24 protein-coding genes and 3 tRNA genes are annotated in these 25,192 nt (G+C 37.6%); 13 read left to right on the plus strand and 14 right to left on the minus strand.

Annotation, left to right across the window (positions count from 1 at the left end):
* Positions 1-207: 207 nt before the first annotated feature.
* From BK009_RS00455 to nikR, 4 genes are all read right to left on the minus strand, one after another.
* Positions 208-1,338, minus strand: coding sequence for an ATP-grasp domain-containing protein (locus BK009_RS00455; protein WP_100907545.1), 1,131 nt, complete (start codon positions 1,336-1,338; stop codon positions 208-210).
* A gap of 328 nt (positions 1,339-1,666) precedes the next feature.
* Positions 1,667-2,149 (minus strand): hydrogenase maturation peptidase HycI, encoded by a 483-nt coding sequence (gene hycI / locus BK009_RS00460; RefSeq protein ID WP_100907546.1) that lies wholly within the window; start codon positions 2,147-2,149, stop codon positions 1,667-1,669.
* On the minus strand, positions 2,133-2,903 hold the full coding sequence (locus BK009_RS00465; RefSeq protein ID WP_100904687.1) for a 50S ribosomal protein L11 methyltransferase: 771 nt from the start codon (positions 2,901-2,903) through the stop codon (positions 2,133-2,135). Before BK009_RS00465 ends, hycI begins: the two co-directional genes overlap by 17 nt.
* 40 nt (positions 2,904-2,943) lie before the next feature.
* Positions 2,944-3,348, minus strand: coding sequence for a nickel-responsive transcriptional regulator NikR (gene nikR / locus BK009_RS00470; protein WP_008516387.1), 405 nt, complete (start codon positions 3,346-3,348; stop codon positions 2,944-2,946).
* Between the two features lie 685 nt (positions 3,349-4,033).
* Here nikR and BK009_RS00475 point away from each other — a divergent pair.
* Positions 4,034-4,435 (plus strand): CBS domain-containing protein, encoded by a 402-nt coding sequence (locus BK009_RS00475; protein ID WP_100904686.1) that lies wholly within the window; start codon positions 4,034-4,036, stop codon positions 4,433-4,435.
* Positions 4,436-4,576: 141 nt separating this feature from the next.
* On the opposite strand, the gene BK009_RS12580 is transcribed toward BK009_RS00475, so the two are convergent.
* The 3 genes from BK009_RS12580 to BK009_RS00490 all read right to left on the minus strand — a co-directional run bounded on the left by BK009_RS12580 (position 4,577) and on the right by BK009_RS00490 (position 6,124).
* Positions 4,577-5,545 carry a transposase gene (locus BK009_RS12580; protein WP_236950998.1) on the minus strand — a complete coding sequence of 323 codons (969 nt, stop codon included), beginning with the start codon at positions 5,543-5,545 and terminating at the stop codon, positions 4,577-4,579.
* A gap of 429 nt (positions 5,546-5,974) precedes the next feature.
* A tRNA-Gly gene (locus BK009_RS00485) sits at positions 5,975-6,048 on the minus strand.
* Positions 6,049-6,050: 2 nt separating this feature from the next.
* Positions 6,051-6,124: transfer RNA gene (locus tag BK009_RS00490), tRNA-Gly, on the minus strand.
* Between the two features lie 440 nt (positions 6,125-6,564).
* On the opposite strand from BK009_RS00490, the gene BK009_RS00495 reads away from it, so the two are divergent.
* Positions 6,565-7,011, plus strand: coding sequence for a universal stress protein (locus tag BK009_RS00495; RefSeq protein ID WP_100908748.1), 447 nt, complete (start codon positions 6,565-6,567; stop codon positions 7,009-7,011).
* A gap of 491 nt (positions 7,012-7,502) precedes the next feature.
* On the plus strand, positions 7,503-8,150 hold the full coding sequence (locus BK009_RS00500) for a potassium channel family protein (RefSeq protein WP_100904684.1): 648 nt from the start codon (positions 7,503-7,505) through the stop codon (positions 8,148-8,150).
* A gap of 364 nt (positions 8,151-8,514) precedes the next feature.
* Here the strand turns inward: BK009_RS00500 and cobQ are convergent, their stop codons facing one another.
* Entirely contained in the window at positions 8,515-10,050 is a 1,536-nt protein-coding gene (gene cobQ, locus BK009_RS00505) for a cobyric acid synthase CobQ (protein ID WP_100908749.1), read from the minus strand.
* A gap of 383 nt (positions 10,051-10,433) precedes the next feature.
* Between cobQ and lonB the strand changes: the two genes are divergently transcribed.
* The 4 genes from lonB (at position 10,434) to BK009_RS00525 (ending at position 15,507) form a co-directional block, all read left to right on the plus strand.
* Positions 10,434-12,341 (plus strand): ATP-dependent protease LonB, encoded by a 1,908-nt coding sequence (gene lonB, locus BK009_RS00510; RefSeq protein WP_100904682.1) that lies wholly within the window; start codon positions 10,434-10,436, stop codon positions 12,339-12,341.
* Positions 12,342-12,522: 181 nt separating this feature from the next.
* The gene (locus BK009_RS00515; RefSeq protein ID WP_100907200.1) at positions 12,523-12,993 is read left to right on the plus strand and encodes a helix-turn-helix domain-containing protein; all 471 of its coding nucleotides are present in this window, start codon (positions 12,523-12,525) and stop codon (positions 12,991-12,993) included.
* Positions 12,954-13,649 (plus strand): hypothetical protein, encoded by a 696-nt coding sequence (locus BK009_RS00520; protein WP_100907199.1) that lies wholly within the window; start codon positions 12,954-12,956, stop codon positions 13,647-13,649. The genes BK009_RS00515 and BK009_RS00520 overlap by 40 nt, the downstream gene beginning before the upstream one ends.
* A gap of 268 nt (positions 13,650-13,917) precedes the next feature.
* Entirely contained in the window at positions 13,918-15,507 is a 1,590-nt protein-coding gene (locus tag BK009_RS00525; RefSeq protein ID WP_100904681.1) for a DEAD/DEAH box helicase, read from the plus strand.
* A gap of 106 nt (positions 15,508-15,613) precedes the next feature.
* Here the strand turns inward: BK009_RS00525 and BK009_RS00530 are convergent, their stop codons facing one another.
* The 5 genes from BK009_RS00530 to BK009_RS00550 all read right to left on the minus strand — a co-directional run bounded on the left by BK009_RS00530 (position 15,614) and on the right by BK009_RS00550 (position 19,878).
* Complete coding sequence (locus BK009_RS00530) at positions 15,614-15,949, minus strand: STAS domain-containing protein (RefSeq protein ID WP_100904680.1); 336 nt, start codon at positions 15,947-15,949, stop codon at positions 15,614-15,616.
* Positions 15,950-15,998: 49 nt separating this feature from the next.
* Entirely contained in the window at positions 15,999-17,519 is a 1,521-nt protein-coding gene (locus tag BK009_RS00535) for a GNAT family N-acetyltransferase (RefSeq protein WP_100908750.1), read from the minus strand.
* A 571-nt stretch (positions 17,520-18,090) separates the two neighbouring features.
* Complete coding sequence (locus BK009_RS00540) at positions 18,091-18,462, minus strand: DUF5518 domain-containing protein (RefSeq protein ID WP_100904678.1); 372 nt, start codon at positions 18,460-18,462, stop codon at positions 18,091-18,093.
* Positions 18,463-18,546: 84 nt separating this feature from the next.
* A complete protein-coding gene (locus BK009_RS00545; RefSeq protein WP_100904677.1) occupies positions 18,547-18,870 on the minus strand; it encodes a DUF5518 domain-containing protein in 324 nt (107 codons plus the stop codon).
* Between the two features lie 132 nt (positions 18,871-19,002).
* Positions 19,003-19,878, minus strand: coding sequence for a ribose-phosphate diphosphokinase (locus tag BK009_RS00550; protein WP_100904676.1), 876 nt, complete (start codon positions 19,876-19,878; stop codon positions 19,003-19,005).
* 184 nt (positions 19,879-20,062) lie between these two features.
* Between BK009_RS00550 and hypA the strand changes: the two genes are divergently transcribed.
* The 3 genes from hypA to BK009_RS00565 all read left to right on the plus strand — a co-directional run bounded on the left by hypA (position 20,063) and on the right by BK009_RS00565 (position 22,246).
* On the plus strand, positions 20,063-20,443 hold the full coding sequence (gene hypA, locus BK009_RS00555) for a hydrogenase maturation nickel metallochaperone HypA (protein WP_100904675.1): 381 nt from the start codon (positions 20,063-20,065) through the stop codon (positions 20,441-20,443).
* The gene (gene hypB / locus BK009_RS00560) at positions 20,436-21,092 is read left to right on the plus strand and encodes a hydrogenase nickel incorporation protein HypB (protein ID WP_100904674.1); all 657 of its coding nucleotides are present in this window, start codon (positions 20,436-20,438) and stop codon (positions 21,090-21,092) included. The genes hypA and hypB overlap by 8 nt, the downstream gene beginning before the upstream one ends.
* Positions 21,093-21,220: 128 nt before the next feature.
* A complete protein-coding gene (locus tag BK009_RS00565) occupies positions 21,221-22,246 on the plus strand; it encodes a DUF354 domain-containing protein (RefSeq protein WP_100904673.1) in 1,026 nt (341 codons plus the stop codon).
* Positions 22,247-22,644: 398 nt separating this feature from the next.
* Here the strand turns inward: BK009_RS00565 and BK009_RS00570 are convergent.
* Positions 22,645-22,718 (minus strand) — tRNA-Ala (locus BK009_RS00570).
* A gap of 476 nt (positions 22,719-23,194) precedes the next feature.
* Here BK009_RS00570 and BK009_RS00575 point away from each other — a divergent pair.
* The 3 genes from BK009_RS00575 to BK009_RS00585 are packed head-to-tail and all read left to right on the plus strand — an operon-like array spanning position 23,195 to position 25,167.
* The gene (locus BK009_RS00575) at positions 23,195-24,277 is read left to right on the plus strand and encodes a hypothetical protein (RefSeq protein WP_100907550.1); all 1,083 of its coding nucleotides are present in this window, start codon (positions 23,195-23,197) and stop codon (positions 24,275-24,277) included.
* 44 nt (positions 24,278-24,321) lie between these two features.
* Complete coding sequence (locus tag BK009_RS00580; RefSeq protein WP_100908751.1) at positions 24,322-24,864, plus strand: DUF1890 domain-containing protein; 543 nt, start codon at positions 24,322-24,324, stop codon at positions 24,862-24,864.
* Positions 24,865-25,167 carry a DUF1894 domain-containing protein gene (locus BK009_RS00585; RefSeq protein ID WP_100904671.1) on the plus strand — a complete coding sequence of 101 codons (303 nt, stop codon included), beginning with the start codon at positions 24,865-24,867 and terminating at the stop codon, positions 25,165-25,167. It begins immediately after the preceding gene.
* Positions 25,168-25,192 lie beyond the last annotated feature (25 nt).

The following is a 25,192-nucleotide window of genomic DNA, read 5'->3' on the forward strand; positions in this document are numbered from 1 at the left end:
TTCATCAGATTGTAAATTGATATTTGAATATCTTTATTATGAATATCTCTTTTTAAAGATTACTTGTATTTAAGCAGTCTATTTATTTTAAGTTTTTCATGGATTGAAATATATCTTAGCCCCAATTTGTGGTAATTTATAAGTCCTTAAAACATCAGAAAAATCTTGATCCATACTGATTTCTAACCCTTAATTTATTATGGAATATTAGAGTTTACCAAACTCAATATCTAGATTTTCCGCAGTTTTAAAGGCATCTTCTTCATCTTTACCCCTGATCGTTATTCTTTGATGGTTTTCAGGGCCGTGAATTATCCAGTCATTATCTGCCTGGAATTCTCGGAACTGGTAGTTGTTCCTAGCGCTCGTATAATCCCCTACAGGTATTTCCAGGGCGAAATAGTTCTTCATCCGTTTAGCCACATTACGGGCATTCCAGGAACCAGTGGCCATTTCCACCATTTCCCATAATGGATTTATGTCACAGGAGGCTGTGGTAAGGTAACGGGTGCCGCTAGGGCGGGTGTTTATTTCTAAAACATAAGTTGCACTGTCTTCTTTATTCAGTATGAGATCCAGGTCGGATGTACCCTCAACACCCATTAGTTCACCAATATCCTGAGCAATCTTTCTGATGGCATCCTGAATTTCACTACTGCCATGGTCATCATTTAAAGTGAGTGGTGCTTTCTTTAATTTATGAAGGGGATGAATACATTCGAGGGTGGTTCTGCCTTTGTATACAGGGACCAGAGGGATGGATTTTCCTTTCCACCTTAAGATTTCCACAGATATTTCAACCCCCTCTAGGAACCTTTCCGCCAGGGCACGGTCATAGTTTTCCAGGTAGGTGTGCACATCTTCACTGGATAATGCAATTTTAATATCTTTCCCACCCTGTCCCTGAGCCTGTTTAAGAACCATGGGGAACTCGTTCAACTCTGTTTGATTTGATTTGATTATGCTATATTCTGGGGTTTTTATATTGTTCTCCACCAGAAATTTTTTGGTCTTAATTTTATCTCCTGATATTGAAACGGCAGCAGGGGGTGATGCTACTACAGGTAAACCATAATCTCGTTCCAACTCCTCCTTAAGCAAAGCCACATCAATAAGAGGGCCATCAATCCCTATAAGGGGAACTACTCCATCCACATCTTCTTTAATAGCAATATCTTTAGGTTGATCCATACCACGGGGGACAATATAATGGGAATCCGCCAGACTCAAATTTGATGATTCAGGGTTGGATTCTGTGAGAACAGTGGTTATTCCATTATTTTTAGTATAAAGAGCCACATCATCAAATAGACGTGCCCCAATAAACAGTAACTTCATTTTATAGCCTATTTTTTACTTAATAATGTTTGTATAATAGAGTTATTGAATGTAATGACTTAATTAAGGAAGTAATAAGGTTAAGTGTTTTCTAGTTTAGATTGTTATGATTATTTGATTGTGCTTAATAAAATTTTGTTTATATTACTTTTTATATATCAACCTTTCATCCAGATCTTCGATTAAAATATTACAATGGTTCGGTTAGTATTATGAACTATTTAAACACAGAATTATTGAAAATATAGGGTTCTGGATATCAAAATAAATTTAATATAGGATTTTTTTAACTCATTATCATTTCACTATTTATCTTATTATCACTAATTTATCTTGAATTGGATATCTTAAAATTTTCTAGAGTATATTTAAATAACTCTAAAACCTTATTTAGGCTTTCCTGAATTTCAGGAGATATTTTGTCAATTAAATCCATATTTTTGGGCTGTATCCCCATTAACATAATCTTGGCAGAAGTGGTTGTTTCAAGATAATTAATGAGGAATGATAGGGGCATGGCATGGGTGGATATGCTGTAATTGGCAATTTCTTCTTTAAACACCAGTTTCACATGTCCGGGGGGTTCATCCATTTCCACGGCATCTAAAATGATTATATGGCTGGGATTTTCTCTTTTTATGGCACCTGTGAAATTTTCAGGTACAGTTTTCCCATCAAAAATAGTGATATTGTTGTCTTCGAGGTTGGACAATTCCTGGGCCAGAACCGATCCCAGACCATCATCCCCCCTTATTTCATTACCAATTCCCAGTATCACTATTTTCTCTGCTTTATTAAGAAAATGCTTCAAATGACGCTCTAATTGTATCTAACCCACCTCCCATGATATATTTTAATTTTAGAATAATATTCTCTCCCCCTTTAACCTTCAAATGGTTAGTGGGGATTAGAAGAGGAGGATTCATCATGGGTGTTGGTCCGCAGATAAAGTCAGGTGTTAAAAGAGTGAAAGTAGTGATTTTGATAGCTGAAACTGTTCCTTCATTTTTAACCGGTATAATGATATCGTAATCAATTTCAGGTTCAATATATTTTTTAAAATCAATTTTATCATATATAATTAGTTTGCTCATTAATTCAGTGTGTGGAGTCTCTTCCTCCTGGTAACAGGGATGGTTAATGTTTGTGTTTACAGCTTCCACTCCGTTAAACACTCCACAGGGGATGATATCCCCATCTTTTTTCAGATATTCTCTTACAGAATTAATTACTGGGACCTGGTCCTCATCGATCAGGGCGGTGTCCATCATTTCACAGATTATAATATCTGCTTTCTCAGGGAAAAAAATAGATTTTGCATCGTTTACCATTAGGGAAACGTTTTTAAATTGGCTTAGATTTTTTTGGGCTATCTGGGCCGTTAATGGATCTTTTTCTACGGCATAGACAAAACGAGACAGTGGAGCAGCCCAGGAGCTGAGTACTCCTGAACCAGTCCCCAGATCGTAAATAATACCCTTGGATTTCTCACTTATTACTTGGTGAAATGCTGTCAGTCGTTCACTGTCTGAGAGCAAGTTCTGTTGATAGGATGTGATTTTCATCCTGTTAATCTTGGTTTGGAATTATATTATTATTTATGGATTAATTTTGTCCGCTGGCAGTACTGGTTAGTTTAACGTGTTCTACTCCTTTGAGTCTCATGATTTTTTCGGTGAGGTCTCGGATGTATTTAACGTCTCCTTTAACAACTACTACTTCCAGGCAGTGTTTTTCAGTCATGTGCACGTGCATAACAGCGTTGATGTATTCTCGGAAGTCGTGCTGGATGTCAGTAAGGTCTTCCATTACTCCGGTATAGTGGTGGTCGTAGATCACGGCGATAATTCCGATACGGTCCCCTTCCATTTCTTTCATCCACTGGTATCTGACGATATAATCTTTTAATGCGTCTCTGATGCCTTTGGATCGGGATTGGTATCCTCTATCTTTTAATACTTCATCGAATTCGTTTAACAACTTTTTGGGTAATGACATGCTTATTCTCATCAATTTATTCCCTCCGGATTTTTTTAATATTATATTACAGTTTTATAGTATTTAAATGTTGCAGAATACTTTAAATATTGTTCATGGTCAACAATTTTTAAGAGTAAAACATAAACTTTTTAGTTTTATATAAAAATCTTGATATATAAACCTTAGCATAACTTAATAACTTCATACTCTGCCTCCCTGATTTTAGGCCTTAAATCCGTTTGGAGTCTATCCGCTGGTTATGAGGAGTTTTTTGACTTTAAAATAGTTATCATGCCTGAAAATTTAATTTAATAATCCTTATTGTTGTCCTGATCTTTTTTAATGGAATAATATTAAAATTAGATCATTTTCAAGCTGAATTAGGGAAATTTTTTTAAAAACTATTTCATACTAAATTTGCATACTATTGATTTTCGGGGGAATTATCTAATTTCATCAGACGTAGTATTCACCAAGGATTTATTAGTTATATTTAATTAAGTTATTTCGTGTTCTCTTCGACGATAATTTAATAACTTAATTTTTTAAAATATTAATGTTTTTTTAAAGAATATCTTTCCTCAAATTAATTTGTAACTGAACTTCTACATACTAAACTTTACCAATAATGTAATGCATAGTAAACATAATTAAAAATGATGGATAAATTAAGAGTAATTATCTAATTAGTAATATTCTGTCAAATGGTGAAAAAATGAAAGTTAAAGAGGCAATGAACCAGGATGTTATAACCATCACTTCCAGTACCCGTCCACCAGAAGCCTTTCAAAAGATGTACAAGGAAGGGGTGCGGAGACTTTTTGTTATGGATGATAATGGTGAACCGTTGGGTGTAGTTTCTTATTCAGATCTTATTGGAGTTCTGGGAACTATCAAACCTTCAGCCAAAGATGCAGTTTCACTCCAGATCACGGATATAATGTCCAAGGAAGTCATCACCATTTCTGCTAATGATGGTATTGAAGATGCAGCAAACCTTATGTTAAGGGCAGACATATCTGGTTTATTGGTACTTGACGATGATAAACCAGTGGGAGTAATTACCAAAACGGATATTTGCCGAATGGTAGCGGCAGAACTTTTAATACCAGTTTAAAAAACATTTTTTTCTAACATTTTTGTGATTTTTTTTTATTCTCTTCAGATTCGTAATTTTTTTTATTCTCTTCTTTATTGTTAGAATCATCAATGATTGTTCCACATGAATAATAACTGGGGCTTTGTAGAAACCCTTTTTTTAGTTGATTTGTGTTGTTCTGTAGATGTTGTATATTGTGTTTTTGAGTTTGGTTTCTTTGTTTGATAGTTGTGTGCTTCTGCTGTGGTTTGTGCCATTGAATTTTCTTTTTATTGTTGAAAATATGCTTTCTATGTTGTTTCTTTTTTTGTATATTTTGTGTCGGAATATTGTTGGGCTTTTTAGTCTGTATTGTCCTTTTTTTGCTCTTTTTTTGAGGGGTATTTGGTCAAATGCTTTGAGTTCTTCATTTATGCATTTTCTTATTGGTTCTGTGTCATATGCTTTGTCTGCTACTATGTAATCTGGTTTATATTTTTTGATTTGTCTTAATGCAGGTTTTGCAAATTGTGTATCATATTTTGGTCCGCGCGAAGTTTGATAATATAAAATAAGACGTGTTTTCACGTCTATTGTTAAATGGTTTTTTATGTAGCTTTTTCTTTCTTTTTGCCGTATTTTTGCATAATATTTGTCTGCATAATCATTCGTAAAACCAGAGCCGTCTAATGCTATTATATCTGCTTTAATATCGTTTAATAATAGTATTAATTGGTTAATTTCCCTAATTTGTTCTGAAGGTAATCGTTTGAAGAATTTTTGGATTGTTGTAAAGTGTGGAACCTTTTTTATTCTCAAATATCTCTTAATTACGTCCGATACATCAATAACATCAGTGATTTCACGATATGTTGATTTTGTGTAAATTTTCATTGCTAATATCGTGAATAAAGTATGTTGTGAATATAAATGGTTTGAAAAGGCATTAGAATACTTGTTTATCGCTATTTTAACATAATAGTATGTCCTTTCAATGAATTCCACCAGTTTATTTTCTTTAAATTTGCTATTCTTGTTTAAAAATCTTTTTAAACATTGAATATTAGAATTTTTAAAACCAAAATCCGAAAGATTTAACTGCTTTGAAACCCCAATATGAACAGGGGAATAATAGATTTTGCGAATCATAATAATATTATTCCCCTTTATCATTATAAATACTTTAGCAACCGTATTTAAAAATATGCAAGAGTAATTTCAAGTGAAAACTGGAAAACACAACTTAAAACTTACAAATTTTTTTTATTACAAAAAAAAATCCAAAAAAAACCTGTCTTCAAATAAAAAAAAATATGGTTTCTACAAAGCCATAACTGGAATATTTTGTATCACTGAATTGATCTTGGTTCTGAACCATAGTTACTAATCATTAAGATAAAAATTGATATTAAAAAAAAACTTTGATGATTAAAATCTTTTGATGATTTTCGTTAGTAAAACAGTCGATCAATCATTCAATGTAAATTGCACTTTTTTAAAATAGAGGAAACAGTGGGATCCTTAAAATAAATGTTAAAGCTCTTTAGAGTGGTAATTATTATAACAATAAGGGGGTAATGCGGCTGCCGGGATTTGAACCCGGGTCGTAGGCTTGGAAGGCCCAAGTCCTAACCAGACTAGACTACAGCCGCGATGCGGCGTCCGGGATTTGAACCCGGGTCGCTGGCGTGGCAGGCCAGAGTCTTAACCAGGCTGGACTAACGCCGCATGCTGTGTGCATACCGTGATTTTCCGTTCATCCTATTTATATCTTTAGGTTTAATGTGGGGTCCTCCTGAAAATTTTAAGTGATTGTTAACTCAGGGACAGGTAGTGACACCTTCAAATTTAACTTTGATAATTCTTAGAAGGATTATTGGAATTATTAATATTATATAATCTATTTGATCTTATAAAATTTAATTTGCACTGTTTATACAACTTTATCTTGTTAATAATTGATTTTAATCATTTAAAATTTATAAAATTTGAATTTTACCATAAAAATTAGTTATGATCATTTATGGTTAAAGAAATGGGAAATAAAGACATTATTTTTATCCAAAGCGTTATAATGGATTATATCATATTTCATAAAATTTTATAATTAAGTGGGTTAAGACTATAAATCCTTAAGAGTTACACATTACTATCAGGAGGAATGGTCCGTGTATAAAAAAATATTAATACCCACCGATGGCTCGGAATATTCTGAAAAAGCTGGAGAGTATGCTATATGGATTGCTAATCAAAGTTTTTCCCAGATTATGGTTTTAAATGTAATTGATACTTCTTACCTTAGATCTATACCTCAGAAAGATCTAGAATTGAGTTTGGAAGATCAATTTAAGGCAGAGGGTAACATGGCAGTGCAAAAATTTTCCAAAAAACTGGAAGAAAGTGAATGTAATGGTAAATGTAAAAATATCCTGTTTAATACACTGATTAAAAAGGGTAAACCTGCTGATGAAATATTAAAAACTATCAAAGAAGAAAAAATTGATCTGGTGGTTATAGGAGCTTCGGGTAAACACGGATTGAACCGCTTATACCCGGGAAGTGTTACTGAAAGTGTAGTAAGATCTGCCAGTTGTCCAGTTTTAGTGGTAAAGTAATAAGGAGGGGGGTGTGATATCAATTCACTTTCTTTTTTTAACTTTAATAAAGCAATTAAATTGTTACATTTGAGAATGTATAATTATCCCTATTTTTTCTCTTAATTAATTTTTAAAACTATATCAACCACCAAAAACCATAAAAATAAACATATTGACTCTAAAAATTGATGAAAAGGAAATTATGTTTTAATGTAATAATTTTATTCAATTTATTTTTTCTACTTCCGTAATCTTTATATTATAGATGTTTCTATCAATACAAGTTGAATTAGAATTATGTTAGAAGTTCCGATGTGGCTTAAAATGTTTATTGCTGTTTAAAATATAGGCCACGGGAAAAATCAGTTCCAGATATGAATTCATGAATTTACATATGAATTATAAAAATTAAACAAATCAATTATTTCAACAAATAGAATCAATTAATCCGTAGAATCAATTAATTTGTAATATCGTGTAAAGGAAATGATTAGTAGGATGTTATTATTATGTACATAGTTATAATGGGAGCCGGAAGGGTTGGTTTAACCCTGGCCAATTACCTGGTGGGATCTGGAAATGATGTATCTCTTATAGACAGTGACAGTGGATTATGTGGAAATGCAGCTGCAGAATTAGATGCCTTGGTGATCTGTGGAAGTGGTACTGATGTAAAAACGCTTGAGGAGGCGAATATCTCTGATGCAGATGTTTTTGTTGCTGCCACAGGTCATGATGAGGCTAACTTACTCTCCTGTATCCTGGTAAAAGAGTACCAGGTTCCCAAGATTATTGCCAGGGTAAGTAATCCTGATCATGAAGAGGCATTCAAAAAAGTGGGCATAAATCATGTAATAAGTCCAGAACTCACTGCTGCAGGTTACTTGGAAAAACTTATTAACCGCCCGAAAATTGCAGATTTAATAGTAGTGGGTAAGGGAAATGCAGAGCTCCTAGATATCAGTATTAAGAATTCCCGAATTGTGGGCAAGAGAGTGAGTGATCTGAGCCCCACTGATGATTATATTATCGCGGCCATCCATCAGAATGGTGAAATGTACATCCCTCGAGATGATTGGGTTCTAGAAGAAAACGAAAAAATATCAGTACTGGTGAAAACCAAGTCAGTTAAGAAAGTTACTTCCATTTTTATTTAATTCATTCAATTTTCATTTTCCCATGTTGTATTATCTCTCTATAAAATCTTAAATTTTTATTTACAATCTTATATTTATTTGATTATAATGTCTTTAAAATCTTCTTTTGATGTAGATATCCCTCTTATTATATAAAAGCATTAAAATCCTATCTAAACATTTTAATCAATCAAATCAGGTTATTATACGCATATTGGACTTAGGGGCTTTGGTCATAATATAAAGAAAATCTGAAAAAAATAGAAGGGAAAAAATAGATATCCGGATTTAGATCATGGATTATTTCGGGATTACTATTCCTGAATTATTCTGGAATTAGATTCATGGTTTATTCCCGGATACTGGTTTGATGTTGTAAAAAAGTTCAGATATTTAAATGCAATACGTCCTGGAATGAATCCATATCCAGATTATCTTCAACCAGGTCTGATAAACGTTGGATTGAGAATTTTTTCAGCTCCTGGAAATGGTCCTCCTGGTATCCTATGGTTTCCAGACCCTTAACTTCCCTTAGATAATCTGTGAATGATCTGCGGAAATGGAAATTGTGGAATATTCCATGGAAATAGGTCCCGGCAGTTAAACCGTACTGGGCACCATCAAAACCAGATTGAGGGTAGTTTCCACAACCCTGCAGAACCCTGAGGAGGGGTTTGGATTCCCCCAATTTTGAAATTCCTTCATGGAGTTCGTAACCCCGCAATATTTCACCTTCAGATCCTTTGAAAATTCCATTACCTCTAATTAAAGTACCCTGGCTCTGGCTGATGATTTTTTCAATTTCCCCAAAGCTGGTTTTAACATCCAGAATCCCCATACCATCAATACTACCAATACTGGATTCTTTAAGGGAATTATCCATGATCTTCGACCCTAACATCTGGTATCCTCCGCAAATACCAAAAACAGGTATTTCCATGGCCAGGTCCTTGATTTCATGGGCAAGCCCGGCTTCATCCAGGGTCACCATATCACTGATACTGTTACGTGTCCCCGGGATGATCAGGGCATCAACCTTACCTATCTCATCCCCTATCTCAATAAGTTTCACCCCCACTTCAGGTTCGTATTCCAGGGGATCAATGTCAGTGAAGTTGGAAATACGGGGCAATCTCATCACCCCAATGGTAATCTTTCCACTGCTACGGTATTTACGTTCTGAAAGTGATGCTGAATCTTCTTCAGGGAGTTTAAGCTCCTGATCGTAGGGTAACACCCCTAGCACTGGAACACCAACAATATCTTCGATCTGCCTGATTCCAGGCATTAGAATCTCCAAATTACCTCTGAATTTGTTTATGATAATTCCTTTGATCCTCTGACGATCTTCTGGGGGTAATAACTGGAAAGTCCCGGCTATTGATGCGAAAACCCCTCCCTTATCTATATCCGCAACCAGAATCACGTCAGCATCAGCCAGGCGGGCGATCTGCATATTGGCCAGATCCACATCCAGCATGTTTATCTCCGCAGGTGAACCTGCCCCTTCCATAACAATAATATCATAATCTTTCTTCAGAGCATCTAGAGATTCTTTAATGGCTTTGAGAGCTTGATTCCTGAAGTTATGCTGGTAATGGTAGAAGTTCATGTCACCAGCGGGTTTACCCTGAACTATAACTTGGGAGGTGAAATCCTCTTTGGGCTTAAGTAAAACTGGATTCATATGGTGGTGGGGTTCTACTCCGGCAGCTTCGGCTTGTAAGACTTGTGCCATGGCTATTTCCCTGTTTTCCCTGGTGGTGAATGAATTCAGGGACATATTCTGTGATTTGAAAGGACTAACGCGGTATCCTCGCTGGGCGAACATCCGACAGAGTGCAGCCACCACCACACTTTTACCTGCATTTGAAGCAGTTCCCTGAACCATTATGCATTTAGTTTTATCTGAAGACACCATTTTTCATCACTAAATTCCTATGAAGTCTGTTTATTATAACCCGATTAATTTTATTAAACTCAATTAATACAGTTATTCCGAGAATTATGTTGGGGGCATATGTTTTCATAAGTTAATTGTCTTTTGGTGTAACTAATCGTCGATTTATACTTTTTTTCAATTTTCTTTTCTGAAGCATAACGTAACCTTAAAGTGTATGCAAGTAATTTTTAGGTAACTCTTATATTTTTTAAGGAAACTTTTATATTACATGAAAAGATGAGATTTAATGCAACCAAAGCAAATGTTCTTATACAACTTTTACTATAGTCATTAGAGTATATACCATTTTAAAAACAGGTTGATTTTTTATAAATCTAAAATTATGGAGGTTACAAAAGCCTATGGCAAATTATAACCCAGATTCTGAGGTTTCTCCCGATGAAACCCTCAAACTTCGCAGTTACAAAACTTCAGGAGACATTGAGGTCCCTGATAGAATCATAGATCAGATCATTGGCCAGAAAGAGGCCGTGGAAACAGTTAAAAAGGCAGCAAAACAACGCCGTAACGTTCTTCTAATTGGAGAACCTGGTGTTGGAAAATCCATGCTTGCCAAGGGAATGGCTGAACTACTTCCCCCTGAAGAACTTCAGGACATATTAGTATATCCCAACATGGAAGACAACCACAACCCCCTGATTGGTGTAATGCCGGCTGGTGAAGGAAAAAATGTGGTGACCAATTACAAGGTCAAGGCCAAAGGACAGGAAGAACGTAAAAACATGTTCATGATCGCTATAATCAGCCTGATACTGGTTATCGGTTTTGTAATGCAACAATTCCTGGCAGCCATCATCGCCGCGGGCATAGTATTCCTGGCCCTGCAGCAGATGAAACCCCGCAGCACAGTAATGGTGCCCAAACTACTCATTAACAACAACAAAAATAACATGGCCCCATTCATTGATGCCACTGGAGCCCATGCTGGGGCCCTTTTAGGGGATGTCCGACACGATCCTTACCAGTCTGGTGGATTGGGAACCCCTGCCCACGAACGGGTGGAAGCAGGAATGATTCACAAGGCTAATAAGGGAGTGCTTTACGTTGATGAAATAGGTTCCATGCATATGAAAACCCAGCAGGAACTATTAACTGCAATGCAGGAGAAGAAATACCAGATTACGGGTCAGAGTGAGACCAGCAGTGGTGCAATGGTTCGTTCCCAGGAGGTCCCCTGTGACTTTGTATTGGTGGCTTCTGGAAACCTGCACGTACTGGAAGGAATGCACCCTGCACTCCGAAGCAGGATCAGAGGTTACGGTTACGAAGTGTTCATGAAGGACTCCATGAAGGACACTGAAGAAAACCGTGATAAACTGGTTCAATTCGTGGCCCAAGAAGTTAAAAAGGATGGAAGAATACCTCACTTCAGTAAAGAAGCTGTAGCTGAGATAATCCACGAGGCCCAGCGCCGAGCTGGTAAAAAAGACTCTTTAACTCTAAAACTAAGGGATCTCGGTGGCCTGGTAAGGGCTGCTGGTGACATAGCCAAAGGGGAAAAAGCAGATTACGTAACTGTAGATCACGTTCTCAGTGCGAAAAAACTGGCTAGAACCCTGGAGCAGCAAATAGCCGATCGTTACATTGTCCAGAAGAAACGTTACCGGGTTTTCAAATCTGAAGGTGGTGAAGTGGGTAAAGTTAACGGTCTTGCAATCATTGGCGACCGTAGTGGTATTATCATGCCCATTGCAGCTGAAGCAGCACCAGCCCAAAGTAAAGATGAAGGTAAAATCATAGCCACAGGTAAACTGGGAGAAATTGCCAAGGAAGCAGTTCAAAACGTCAGTGCCCTGGTTAAAAAGCACACTGGAACCGACATATCCAATTACGATATTCACATTCAGTTCCTCCAGTCCTACGAAGGAGTGGAAGGTGACAGTGCCAGTGTCTCAGTGGCCACTGCAGTTGTATCTGCACTGGAAAACATACCAGTTGACCAGTCAGTAGCCCTAACTGGATCATTAAGTATTCGTGGGGATGTGCTACCTGTAGGTGGTGTAACCGGTAAAATCGAAGCTGCGGCCGAGGCAGGAATTCGTAAAGTTTTAATTCCTAAATCTAACATGGAAGACGTGCTCATAGAAGAACGGTACCGTGAAAAGATAGAAATCGTACCAGTGGAAACTTTAAGCGAGGTACTGGAACACACCCTCAGTGGTAAGGGTAAAAAAAGCCTCATGGACAAAATGCAGAAGATCACAGACATGGTACCTCATGGTATCCTGCAAAAACCTGCAACCCACTAAAGAGATCAGTAGAATTTTTTAGGGATATTTTTTTCCCTAATTATTTCAATTTCTTTTAAATTGCTATTTTTTTGAAAACTTTTTTTTAAGAATTATGGTAAGATTAGGTGTTGACCCTTCAAAATACTGAAGTTTTATATAGTAGTTAGGACCATATTTATACTTAAGGGGATGTGTTTTTATGGGTGTTCGTGGTCCTAAACCTGGTTTTGTGGATGTGGCTTGTCCTAACAAGAGCTGTGCAGATTACGGGAAAACTGAAAACGGTAATATTGTGGGTAATGGAACCTACCAGACAAAAAATGGTCCTGTTCACAAATTTATTTGTCGAACATGCTCTAAAAGTTTCACTTCACATTCAAATACAATATTACACGATTTAAGAACAAATGAAGAGACAGTTTTTTTGGCTTTGAAAATGATTTTAAAAGGCATGAGTTTACGGAGCACAGCAGAAGTTTTAGGTGTTAAACTGGATACTGTGCGCAGATGGCTGCGCATAGCTTCTGAACACAGCGAAGAAATAAACAAAGTCCTTATGAAAGACATAAAAGTTGATAAAGTGGAGTTAGATGAGTTGTGGACTTTTGTTAAAAAAAAACAGTTCCGAGAATGGAGCATGAATCAGAAGATGAAAGATGGATCTGGTTAAGCTTCGCACCTGAACACAGACTAATCCTAGCAGCCTACGCAGGTGCCATGACTCAAGATGCGGCTGATGAGATTGTTAAACAAACATGTGATCGAATAAACGAAGAGGAATTACCTTTATTTGTCACCGACGGAAGAAAATACTACGCACAAGCACTATTGGACAGATACAGCTATACAAAGGAGTTTTCAAGGACCGATAAACGAGGACGTCCACGAAAACCGAAACAAATGCCATTGCCTGAGTTAAAATATGCTCAAGTAGTGAAGGAGCGAGAGGGAAGTAAAGTGGTTAATATTGAAAAACGCATTATATATGGTATGGAAGAAGATATTGACTTTAGTTTCATCTCTACTTCTTACATAGAACGAGAAAATTTGACTTTAAGACAAGATAACAACAGATTAACAAGAAAAACATTAGGATATTCCAAAAAAGACGAATGGCTCCAACACCACGCCACACTACAAATGACAGACCATAACTTCGTACGAACACACGATTCCCTGAAAAAACCTTGCAAAACACATTTAAATGGTAAATTGTGGAGAAAATATCAAAAAAGAACACCTATGATGTCCGTAGGAATCACAGACCATATCTGGACCCTGGAAGAATTACTAACATTCCCATACCACAAAAACATCAACACATAAAAGGGTCAACACCTAAGATTAGAATAAGGGAAAATAACAGATTACTATAAATGTCAATAAAGACAAAGAATATCTAAGAAAAGTAAATGTGGATTTTTTGATTATTTCAGCTATTTTTTTACGTGACTGATTGTATAGCGTTATAATTGGATAGCCTGATTTTACTTATGTATTTGTTAAATTAATTTAGAATATTTCTTAATTGAATATTTTAGTTGATAAAACAAGGAAAACAACTAAATAAAGAAGATAAAGTAAGGAAGATACCATGGAAAGTTTATTATTTGAAGATTTGAAATTATCCCGTGAAATGAAACGAGCCATTGCTGATATGGGTTTTGAAGAAGCAACCCCTATACAATCACTGGCTTTACCCCACATATTAGATGGTAAGGACGTTATTGGCCAGGCACAGACCGGAACCGGTAAAACTGCAGCATTTGGAATACCCGTGCTGGAAAACCTGGACTCCTCGGTTAAAGGTGTGCAAGCAGTAATCCTCTGCCCCACCAGAGAACTGGCCATTCAAGTGGCAGAAGAGATTAAAAAGTTATCTAAATACAAAAAAACCACAGTTCTACCTGTCTACGGGGGACAACCCATCGAAAGACAGATTAAAGCTTTGAAAAGAGGAGTGCAGATCGTTATTGGGACTCCGGGGAGGATGATGGATCACATCCATCGACGTACCCTTAAATTAGATCAAGTGAAGATGATCATCTTGGATGAGGCCGATGAAATGCTGGACATGGGTTTCAGAGATGATATAGAATTTATACTACAACAGATACCTCATGAGAGGCAGATGTTACTATTTTCAGCCACTATGTCTCGGGAGATTCTTGCTTTAACCAGAAAATACCAGAACAAGCCTGAAATGCTTAAAGTAGCCCATCAGGAATTAACTGTTCCTGAAATCGAACAGATCTATTTCGAAGTCAAAGAACAGATGAAACTGGATGTTCTGACCAGACTTATAGATATGCACAACCTTAAACTTGCACTGGTCTTCTGTAACACCAAAAGAAGGGTAGATCGTCTTGTAGGCCACCTTCAGACCAGAGGATACTTTGCTGATGGACTGCACGGAGACATGAGTCAGAACCAGCGGGACAGAGTCATGAATAAGTTCCGGAAGGGTCAGATAGAAATATTGGTAGCTACTGACGTGGCAGCCCGAGGAATAGATGTGGATGATGTGGAAGCAGTTTTCAACTACGATGTTCCTAACAATGATGAGTACTATGTCCACAGGATAGGTAGAACCGGCCGTGCAGGCAAGAAGGGACAGGCATTCACCTTTGTATCTGGAAAAGAAATCTACCAGTTACGGGATATCCAGCGTTACACCAAGGTCAGAATTGAACAACAGAAGATCCCATCCCTCCGGGAAGTGGAAGAAGTCAAAAGAGACCTGTTCCTGGAAAGACTCCGGAAAGAGATAGATGAAGGAAATATCGATCGGGAAATTCACCTGATAGAACGATTAATGGAAGAAGATTACAGTTCAGTGGACATAGCTGCTGCCCTCCTGAAGCTTTACGTGGGAGGAAAGGATGATTCTTCTTCCAGCCAAACTTCTGACTCTAAATATGGAGAAACTGGAGCACAACCCGGAATGGTCAGATTCTTCGTAAATGTGGGCCGTAAACAGAAAGTTAAAGCAAAGGATATAGTAAAGGCAATTGGAGAAGCCTCAGGACTATCTTCAACCAGTATTGGACGTATCGATGTTTTAGAAAAGTTTTCATTTGTTGAACTCCCTCAACAACACGCCCGAGAAGTAGTCGGTGCTCTGCAGAGAAAAGGAATAAAAGGACTCCGGGTTAATGTGGAACCTGCCAATAAGAAGATGTAATTTCTAAAAATCTTCTTATACTTTTTATTTCATTTTACTTTTTCATTCTACTCAATTCATTCCCATAATTATTATTTTTTTAAGATCATTTGTTATTTTACTGAGTTTAGTTAAAACTGTTAGTTGCTTCCTGTTCATCATTGTAGATCTGGAAAAGTTTGGTGAAACCAGCAATTTTAAAGACTTCCATAACGTATGGCTGTAGGGATGACAATTTTAGATTTCCTCCCATTGCATTCAACTTTTTCAGGGATGAAAGCATCACCCTTAGGCCGGAACTGCTGATATATTCCACTCCGGATAGATCCGCAACAATATTGGTCTTACCAGAATCAATAAGTTTATCTAACTTTTCTTCAACTAGGTTTGAGTTGTAGGCATCCAGCCGACCATTTATAAACACTATTTCCACATCTCGCACTGTTTTTCCAGATATTTCCATTTCCACACCAATCCTTAATAACTTAAATCATTTAACCAGTTTATTAGAACTATTCTTTATTATTACCATTTTGATAATGTTTACTCCACTCACCCACCACGTAATTAAATATTTCCCAAGCAAATTCTGAATAAACATCCACGCTTTCAGGATCAAAGGCCACATTATTGAGGTACTGTAGTCGAATTGAATCTCCATCCAAGTATTCTGGCATTATGCCGCAGAAGAAAAAGTTCAACTTCTCAATCTCAGGACATAAAATAGCAGTGCTGGGATCTTTCAGTGGTAGATCCAGGACTATTAATTCAATTTTTCTCAGGCTTAAATCCTGGACCTGGAGTCTCAGTTCATCAATAAAATCCACACCATATTCATTAACCCTCAAAAATGCACTGGCCATCTCTGGTAAAACATGAGAATAAATATGGGAATGTGGGGCTAACTTCACATCACCAGGATTTGCTTTTTTGAATAAACGTGGTATTTTGGCGTGTTTGTAAATTTTGTTAATGGTTTTTTTGTGTGAGTAGGGTAAAAAGACAGTTTGCTCCCTGTCTGGAACCACTGGCACGTAGAAGAGAGCCACAGTTCTGCGGATGTTGGCAGTTTCAGTTTTCATTTTCTTGAAAATCGCGGTGGGAGGAGAATGTGCTAGTACAAAACCGGTTTCTTTAGCACCCATTTTAACATTGGATTTTTGGGATGCCACATGAACAGTAACCGCCCGGCTGTAAAGGCCAAGCATGCCTTTTGATGCTACTTCTTCCATCATCATCTTTTTCATCTTGGGGAACAATCCCCTTCCCCTGTAACGGGGGTCAACTGCGGCTAGAGCAGATTCTCCCACATGATCTGTAGGGGTTTCCAGGAAAACTCCCAGATGGCCAACGATTTCATCTAGTTCATTCACTGCCACACAGGAGGTTACCAGTCCTGATTCTATAAGGGAGGCGAATTTTTCAGGATAGTATATGTCTTCATGGGGATAGCTGTAACCGTAAACCCGGTATATCAGACGGGCCAGTGATACTGTTTCATCTGAACGCATCAATCGCAGGGTTACTATTTCAGATGGAGGTGCCAGATCCAAGGAACTGGATTGGATCTTGGTGGGTGATTTTTCCATGTTATTCACGGATTCAAAGGGGAAATTTTTAACCAGTTCCACCACTTTTCCTCTTTTCCCCAGATATTTACTTCTAATTTCATCAGTACACGCTCTCATTAACCGGACACCAATGTCTGAGGGTTCTTCTTCATTTAAACGATTTAGGTTGAAGGGTATTCCTTGGTCTCGTACTGTTATCCGGAAACAGGTTGGTTCTCGATGAATTTTTACCTTATAATAACCCTCTTCACCTGGTTCATAGGCATGTTCAATAACATTATGACAGGCTTCCTCAGTAGCCAGTTCTAAATCCCTCACTGAATCCTCATCAAGACCATACCTGCAAGTAACATCTCTCACTGCCTTTAAGACTATGGGAAGTAATTTAAGTTCAGCTTTGAACTTTAATGAAGCCAGAGTCTCTTTATCTACTTTTTCTTTGCCAACTGCATCAGGGTTCATGATTTAAGCCCCGGTTAATCCATTATTAATTCATTTAACCATCATTTTAATTCTTCATTTAACCCTTTAATTTGAAATTGTTTTGAAATTGTAAAAAATGGGGGAAGTAGTGGTGCTAATTTGTAATTCTGAGTAGGGATTTGGATTGTAAAATTCATAAAACTCTTTTTCATAGCAAAAAATTCCAAAAATAAGGTATTTCCTAAAAAGTTCCATTTTCACACTCCCATGGATAGCTATTGTCCTCAAAAATAGGCCTCATCAAGACAACCCCTCCATATATTTACTTTGAGACATGTTTTATAATATAATTTTGGATTTTCTCTGTAGGATAATAAATGCTTACTCAATGGACAATGTATCTTAATTTATGGTCTATATCGATGTTTAAATAGTGTATAATAAATTGGGTCTGGAATGATCAAGAAGGGGAAAACTGATATTATTTGATGTTTCCTTAAAATATGGAAAATTAAAATAAGGAAAGTAATGAATAGATTAAAAAAAGACAATAAATAATAAATAATTAAATAAATAATTGACTTGTTTTTTGCACGCCAAGAGTCTCAATTTATTCCGGAGAAGGTTCATCTTTGCCTTTAGGTTTTCCTTTGGCCAATATTCCTATTAAACCACCAATAATGCCCAGTATTCCACTGGTAATAAAGCTAATCACGGCATTTTCTGCGATAAACATTAAACTTCCGGGGAGGAAGATAATGGCTGCTATTAAAGAACCCAATCCACCGGCAAGCCCACCATTTATAATACCTTCTTTATAAATTCCGCCAGCCCAGTATGCTGCTATGAAACCCCCTATTATAGGTGCAAAAATGCTTATAAATATAGAAACTGCGGTATCCATAGATATGAAAAGAATTCCAATTGTTTCCAGTACAACCGTTGCCACAAAACCAATAGCCACTGCTGTCCAATTGACCATTATTTTATCCCTCCATCACCATTTTATTTTATAAAAATTTGTATAGGATATTAAGTATAGGTTATTCAATTAATTCCCATATTCCTAAGCCCCAAAACTTCCTTTAACTACAATTCCAATTGTTCCTCCGATAATTCCAAGTATAAGGCCAAATATAAACCCTATGGTTAGACCGCCAATAATTGCGGTGAATGCACCTAATAAAACCAATCCCAAGATCGCTCCTCCGAAGGCACCGGCAATTCCACCATTAACCGCACCATCTTTGTAGTCCCCACCTACCATATAAGCTGCAACAAAACCCCCTATTATAGGGGCTAAAATGCCTAAAAATGGTAAGAAAATCCCAATTAATCCGATAATCACAGTTATAACAATTCCGATAATTACAGGGGTCCAATTGGTCATGATAATCACCAATTAATGAATTATCAGTAACTTTCAGTAGATGTTACTGTATGTGAATGTTTATGTTGCGATAATAATATTATGGTAATTTTATCCATTAATTATTATTCTTTTTTTTGGAGGGTCATGATCCTATCCCAGATTATTATCCATTTTCAATGCATCAGCCACCAAACTGGCCACAGAAACATTACTAACTTCAGATTTAAGGGTGTTTGTTCCCACCACATCATCTGCTCCGGCAGAGAATATTTTAAGCAGGGCATCACCCACCAGCACCGGGTGCACACAGCCAACTATAATCTTACTGGCATGGTGTTCAGTTAGGATCCCACAGGCATTAACAATGGTTCCACCAGTACTAATTATATCATCGATGATAACCGCGTCTCTACCATCCACATCCAGATTTTTGGGTTTCGTCTCCACCTTCTCCGGGGATAAGCGTATTTTCTCCAAATAATCTGATTCACAGTTAAGGATTTGTGCTATTTCCTGGGCAAAGCCTAGAGCGCCTTTATCTGGAGCTATAATTACTGGGTCTTCCACATTATTCTTCACATAATCCGCAATGGCAGGCATAGCTGATAGATTGTAGGCGGGAATGTTAAATAGATCACAGATGCCTTGTTCATGGAGGTTCATACTGTAAACCGAACTAGCACCAGCAAATTCTATTAACTGGCAGACCACCCTGGCAGAGACTGCTTCACCTTTATTAAAACTTTTTTCCTGCCTACCGTAACCAAAATAGGGGATCACGGTGCGTATGTTAGTAATATCCATTTCACGGAGGGTTTTCAAAATGAGGAAGAGTTCCATGAGGTTTTCATCCTGAGGGTAGCCAGTGGACTGTACCACCACCACATCATCCTCCACATCTCCCTTAATTCTTAAGTAACGTTCCCCGTCAGGGAATTTCCGGGTTTCTATTGGGCAAAGTACATCATCCATTTCATGGGCAATATTAGCAGCCAGTTTCTGGGAAGAAGATCCTCCAATTATCATTAAAATCACCATAAATTTATTTAAAATATTACTAAAGATTTCAAATAGCTTATTTCAACTTCCGGGGCGATAATCGCCATGGGAAGAAACTACTAGTTTTTTACTTTCACTTTTAATTATTTGTTAACTTTATTAATAAGCTTCCCATAACATAGGTTAAATACAAGCTTAGAGAGGTAGTCCAATGCACGAATTATCCATGGCCCAGGCCATAGTGGACACAGTACTAGATGCTGCAGAGAAAAACAACGCCACAGAGGTAGTGGAAGTCACTATTGAAGTGGGAATGCTCACTATGTTAAATCCTGAGCAGTTAAAATTTTTATTAGATGTCATAGTTGAGGATACAATTCTTAAAAACGCAGAAATCATTATCGAAGATGTACCTGTGGAAATTGAATGCCGAGGCTGTGAATTTACAGGACTGGCCAATACTGATGGTTCTGACCATTATCTGGCCATAGTAGTATGCCCTGAATGTGGGGAAAGAAATGTGGAAGTTTTAACTGGAAAAGAATGTAACGTTAAAACCATTAAAATAGAGAAGAGTGATGAGGATGCATAAAGTTGCAGAAGTGGAAGTTCAACACGATATAATGGTGGCTAACCGTAAATTAGCCCGGAGAAATCAAAGAATACTTGATAAGGACCGAGTTTTCTCAGTGGATGTGGTGGGAGCCATAGGATCCGGAAAAACATCCCTTATCGAAGCTATAATTGATGCGGTGGACTATAGGATAGGGGTTATTGCCGGGGATGTCATCAGCAAATACGATGCCGGCCGGTTTGAAAAACATGGTGTGCCTGTGGTGGGATTAAACACTGGTAAAGAATGCCATTTAGATGCTCACCTGGTGGAACATGCCCTGCATGATTTGCCCCTGGAAGATATTGATGTATTGTTCATTGAAAATGTGGGTAACCTCATATGTCCAGTGGACTTTGACCTGGGCAGCCATATGCGTATGGTGGTAATCAGTGTCACCGAAGGAGACGACACCGTGGAAAAACATCCATTGATATTCCAGGATGCAGACCTGGTGGTTATCAACAAGGTGGACCTGGCTGATGCAGTGGGTGCTGATTCTGATAAAATGGTCAGTGATGTGGCAGAGATAAACCCTGAAGTTCAAGTTATCAAAACCAGTCTTAAGACTGGAAAAGGCTTTGATGATGTCATTGGGGCCATTAATATATTTATAAACGAAAATTAATAGTAAAATGTTGGATTGTTAAAGATAAAACGGTTAAAATCAGGAAATCAATTCAAGGATATATTCGAAGGGATTCACATTAAATAAAGGGATTTTAAAAAGTCAAAATTTTGTTAGCTGGTGATGGGTTGAAGATTTGGATAGACATTGTTAACGCCCCCCATGTGCGGTTTTTCCACAGTATAATCCGCTACCTGGAGAATCAGGGTGAAGAAGTTTTTATAACTGCTCGCCGCTTTGGTGATGTGCACCGACTACTTGATCTATTCGGGATCGAGTACAACCTGGTGGGATGGCACGGGGTGAGTCTGGAGGAGAAACTCATCCGAAGTACTCAGAGAGCCTACGAGCTTTCTCAGATCATAAGCAGGGAAAAACCAGATGTTGCTGTTTCCAAACATTCCATTGAACTTCCCCGTGTTTCTTATGGTCTTAAAATCCCCAGTGTCTATGTTCTGGATAATGAACATGCCATAGCTGCTAACAAACTGACCTTACCCCTCTGTGACCATATTATATTGCCAGAAGTAATTGAAAAAGAGGCAGTGGTTGGTTGTGGTGCAGACCCCAATCACCTGTACCCTTATAATGGAACATCAGAGATCACTCATCTGGTGGATTTCCAGTACAACCCCAATATATTTCAGGACCTTAAATTAGATCTTGACAAAGAAAAAACAATATTGATGAGGCCAGAACCTGCATTGGCTTCTTATTTGGATGCTGACTGCCGTAAAACGGTCCTGTCTCCCATCGTTGATGCCCTGGAAGATCAGGCCAACATCCTGGTGATTCCACGTTTCAGGGAACAGCAGCAAATATTTGAGGATGATGAACAGATTACCTTGATAAAACCTCCTGTGGATACATTTAGCCTTATGAAGGCTTGTGACCTGGTGATAGGGGCTGGTGGAACCATGAACCGGGAAGCCGCTCTGCTGGGAACTCCGGTGATATCATGTTATCCTGGTAAACTGCTCTCTGTGGATTCTTATTACATTGAAAAAGGACTTATGAAACGATCCACCCGTCCTGAGGAAATAGTGGGGATGGCCCGGGAGCTACTCAAAGATGACCATCAACATGGTAAACTTCCAACTGATGACCTGTTTAAGATCATCATTGACCACATTTACCAGATTGTCACGGGTTAAAACATGTAAAAGCCTATTATAAATGGGATAACCCGTTATAATCCATTAAATTCATTATTTTTTTTTTTATTCTTATGATCTTTTATCATCATTTAAACATTCTAATTATTGGCTAAATGATTTTTATCTAATAAATTATCTAATAAATTTTAATTCTATAATTAATTTCCATCAATCATTAAATTTTTAATATGTTATACAAATCATAAAAATAGATTTTAAAATAAATGGATTATTGTGGTTAATATAATGAGAAAAATAAGATTATTGATAACGTTTTCAACAACGTTTTATTCCACAGCTTAAGGATCAATTAGAAATATACAATATCAAAAATTCTACAAACAAAAAAAATATACGATTAAAGTACTTTAATGCTAAAAATAATCTCTAAATAATGGACTGGCCGGGATTTGAACCCGGGGCCTCCGCCATGCCAAGGCGACGCTCTACCAACCTGAGCTACCAGCCCTCTACTACACTTATCTTTTCCGGTATTTAAACTTAATGCTGTTTTTTTCAAGGAAAAGTATTACTGGGTGCATTGGGTTATTGGTAGTATGTCTAATGAGTTCTGGATCAAATTGTTATTTTTCAATGTTGGCACTTCACAAAGATTTTAAATACATGCCTTATAAAGTATATAAAAATAGGATTAGATTTGCAATAGACGAAATTTTATAGACTTAAAAATAATACATAACAAATTGTTATAGAAATTAATAGATGTACAAACCACTTACAGATTAATCCTAATTGATATAATATATACTGAATTTATTAATATATGAAAAAAATAATCAGATTTATCTAGAAATTAACTCAAAATCAGGTATTTGAAATATGAAATTATCCTGATATGATTTTTTATGAAATTTCGAAACTAGAAAATATCCTTAGAACTATCCTTTTGGTAAATAAAGTCTAAAATTGGAGGAATTATATAATATGGCTTTAATTGCTCAGAATCACCTACAGTACATTATAGAAATCGCGGTCATACTTCAACTGGCGGTTTTCTTCATATTAAACCTGGCACCCATGGGTTTGAATCTGGTTCTCCTGGTGGCCATGATCGTGGCGGCAGGATTTGCCCTAATGTTCGGAGTTGATGCTCTGTTCCTTTTTGTACCTGGATTTACCCATTCGGAATTCACCCATCCCTATGGGCCCCTGGCTTTACTGGCAGTGGTAACCATAATGGCCGCCATTCCCATTATGAAAAAGTCAGGAATAAACACCCGAAGTCTTCAACTGTATATGGGTGGGATAATACTTTTCATCACCATTGCTGGGGGATTGATGCACCGGTCTTTCCTTTTGTTTTGGATATTTGGACTTTTCATAGGATTTTTCATAATTTCCAAATCCTTTAGGCAAAAATCCATGTTTACCGTCCGTCGAATTGCTCTGGTTGTGGTGGCAGCCCTGGTTGGTTTTGGATCTTTGGAACTACTTTCAAGGGCCTTGGACATGAGCGTGTTAAGCCCGCTCCTCAGATTTTCCAGGATAGAAAATTATGCCACCGCCAGTATTGAAATGGTGATTAAAAACACCACACTCACAGGACACCAGTTAGGGTCCTGTTTCTGGCAGGATGCCTGCCTGGCAGGATCTGACGGTTACATATCATTACCAATAGCCTTAATCACGCTTTTTAGCTTACCTTACCCTGTATTTTACGGAATACTGGTAACAAAAAAGGATGTTATCGACTACATGCTCCCAGGTATATTCGGTGTAGCATTTGATTTCGGCTATTTATTCCTGGTATTTTTATTAGGATGGTGTGCACTGGTGATGTACCTGGGTTTCAGAATCCTACGAACTTACCGCAGACGCAGGGAAGACGGAGATAAAAGTTGTTTAGGTAGAGAAGCCCTATTGATTGGATCTTTAACGGCTTTCATTGCCCAGGCTACCATGGGGCTCTTCCTAATGAACAGATCCATGAATGGAACCGCTCTATTAACCTTCCTACTCCTGAGTGCCCTGGTAGTGGGACACGTGGTACTTGTCAGGAAAAAATAAGGACATTATTCGGAATAAATCACAAGATAATTGGGGAACCAACTATGAAAAAAGCCATAATATTATTGGGATGTCCAGAATCACCTTCACAAACTCCCTTAGCAATTTATGCCACTCAAAAATTAACTGGAATAGGATACCAAGTCACAGTGGCCAGCACACCATCAGCCAAGAAACTGTTAGAAGTATCCGACCCTCAAGAATACTATGTCCAGAACAAAACGGACATAGAATCATGCCTGGATGGGTTAGAAGAGGGTGATTATGATTTTCTCTTAGGTTTTGTGGCTAAAGATGCGGCGGTTAGTTATTTCGTAACTTTTTACCACATCCTTAATACACAGAGCTTGGCATTAGTGTTCCACCGTGATCAGGAAAAACTGGAACACTTCGAGAATGCGGTCAGGGAAAGTACACAGGCAGACATTACCTCGGCAAGAGCATACCACAATCCAACACCGCTCAGGGTACGTTTGGACCGAGCACTGGATAAATTAATAGACCCTGGGCCTAACAAACAAGATAAAAAAGATAATGTGGATGAACCGGAGAAAAATCCTAAACTGGATGAACAGGAGGATTCCTGAATGTTTTGCCTTGAAACTTACCTTCGCGAATCAGAAGACTATGAAATACACATGACTCGGTCCGGGTTCAAGGACTGTGCCCGTTTTATAGAAAATAATGCCCCGGAAGTGGTGCATGTTAAACCGGGTGAAAAAATAGTGGGAGCCCGTATCATAGGCGTACCTCCCGTCCCCATTGGCATTAATGATGAGAAGGGCACTATAATGTTACCCTACACCAAACCATGTTACGGATCAGCCACAGTGGAAATACCAGTTCCAGTGGAGGAAAGAGAGAAAATAAGGGCCGTGGGTATTGATTAATATATTTTTAATAGTTAATATTCCC

Origin of the sequence: Methanobacterium subterraneum (assembly GCF_002813695.1) — an archaeon.
GTDB classification, from domain to species: domain Archaea; phylum Methanobacteriota; class Methanobacteria; order Methanobacteriales; family Methanobacteriaceae; genus Methanobacterium; species Methanobacterium subterraneum.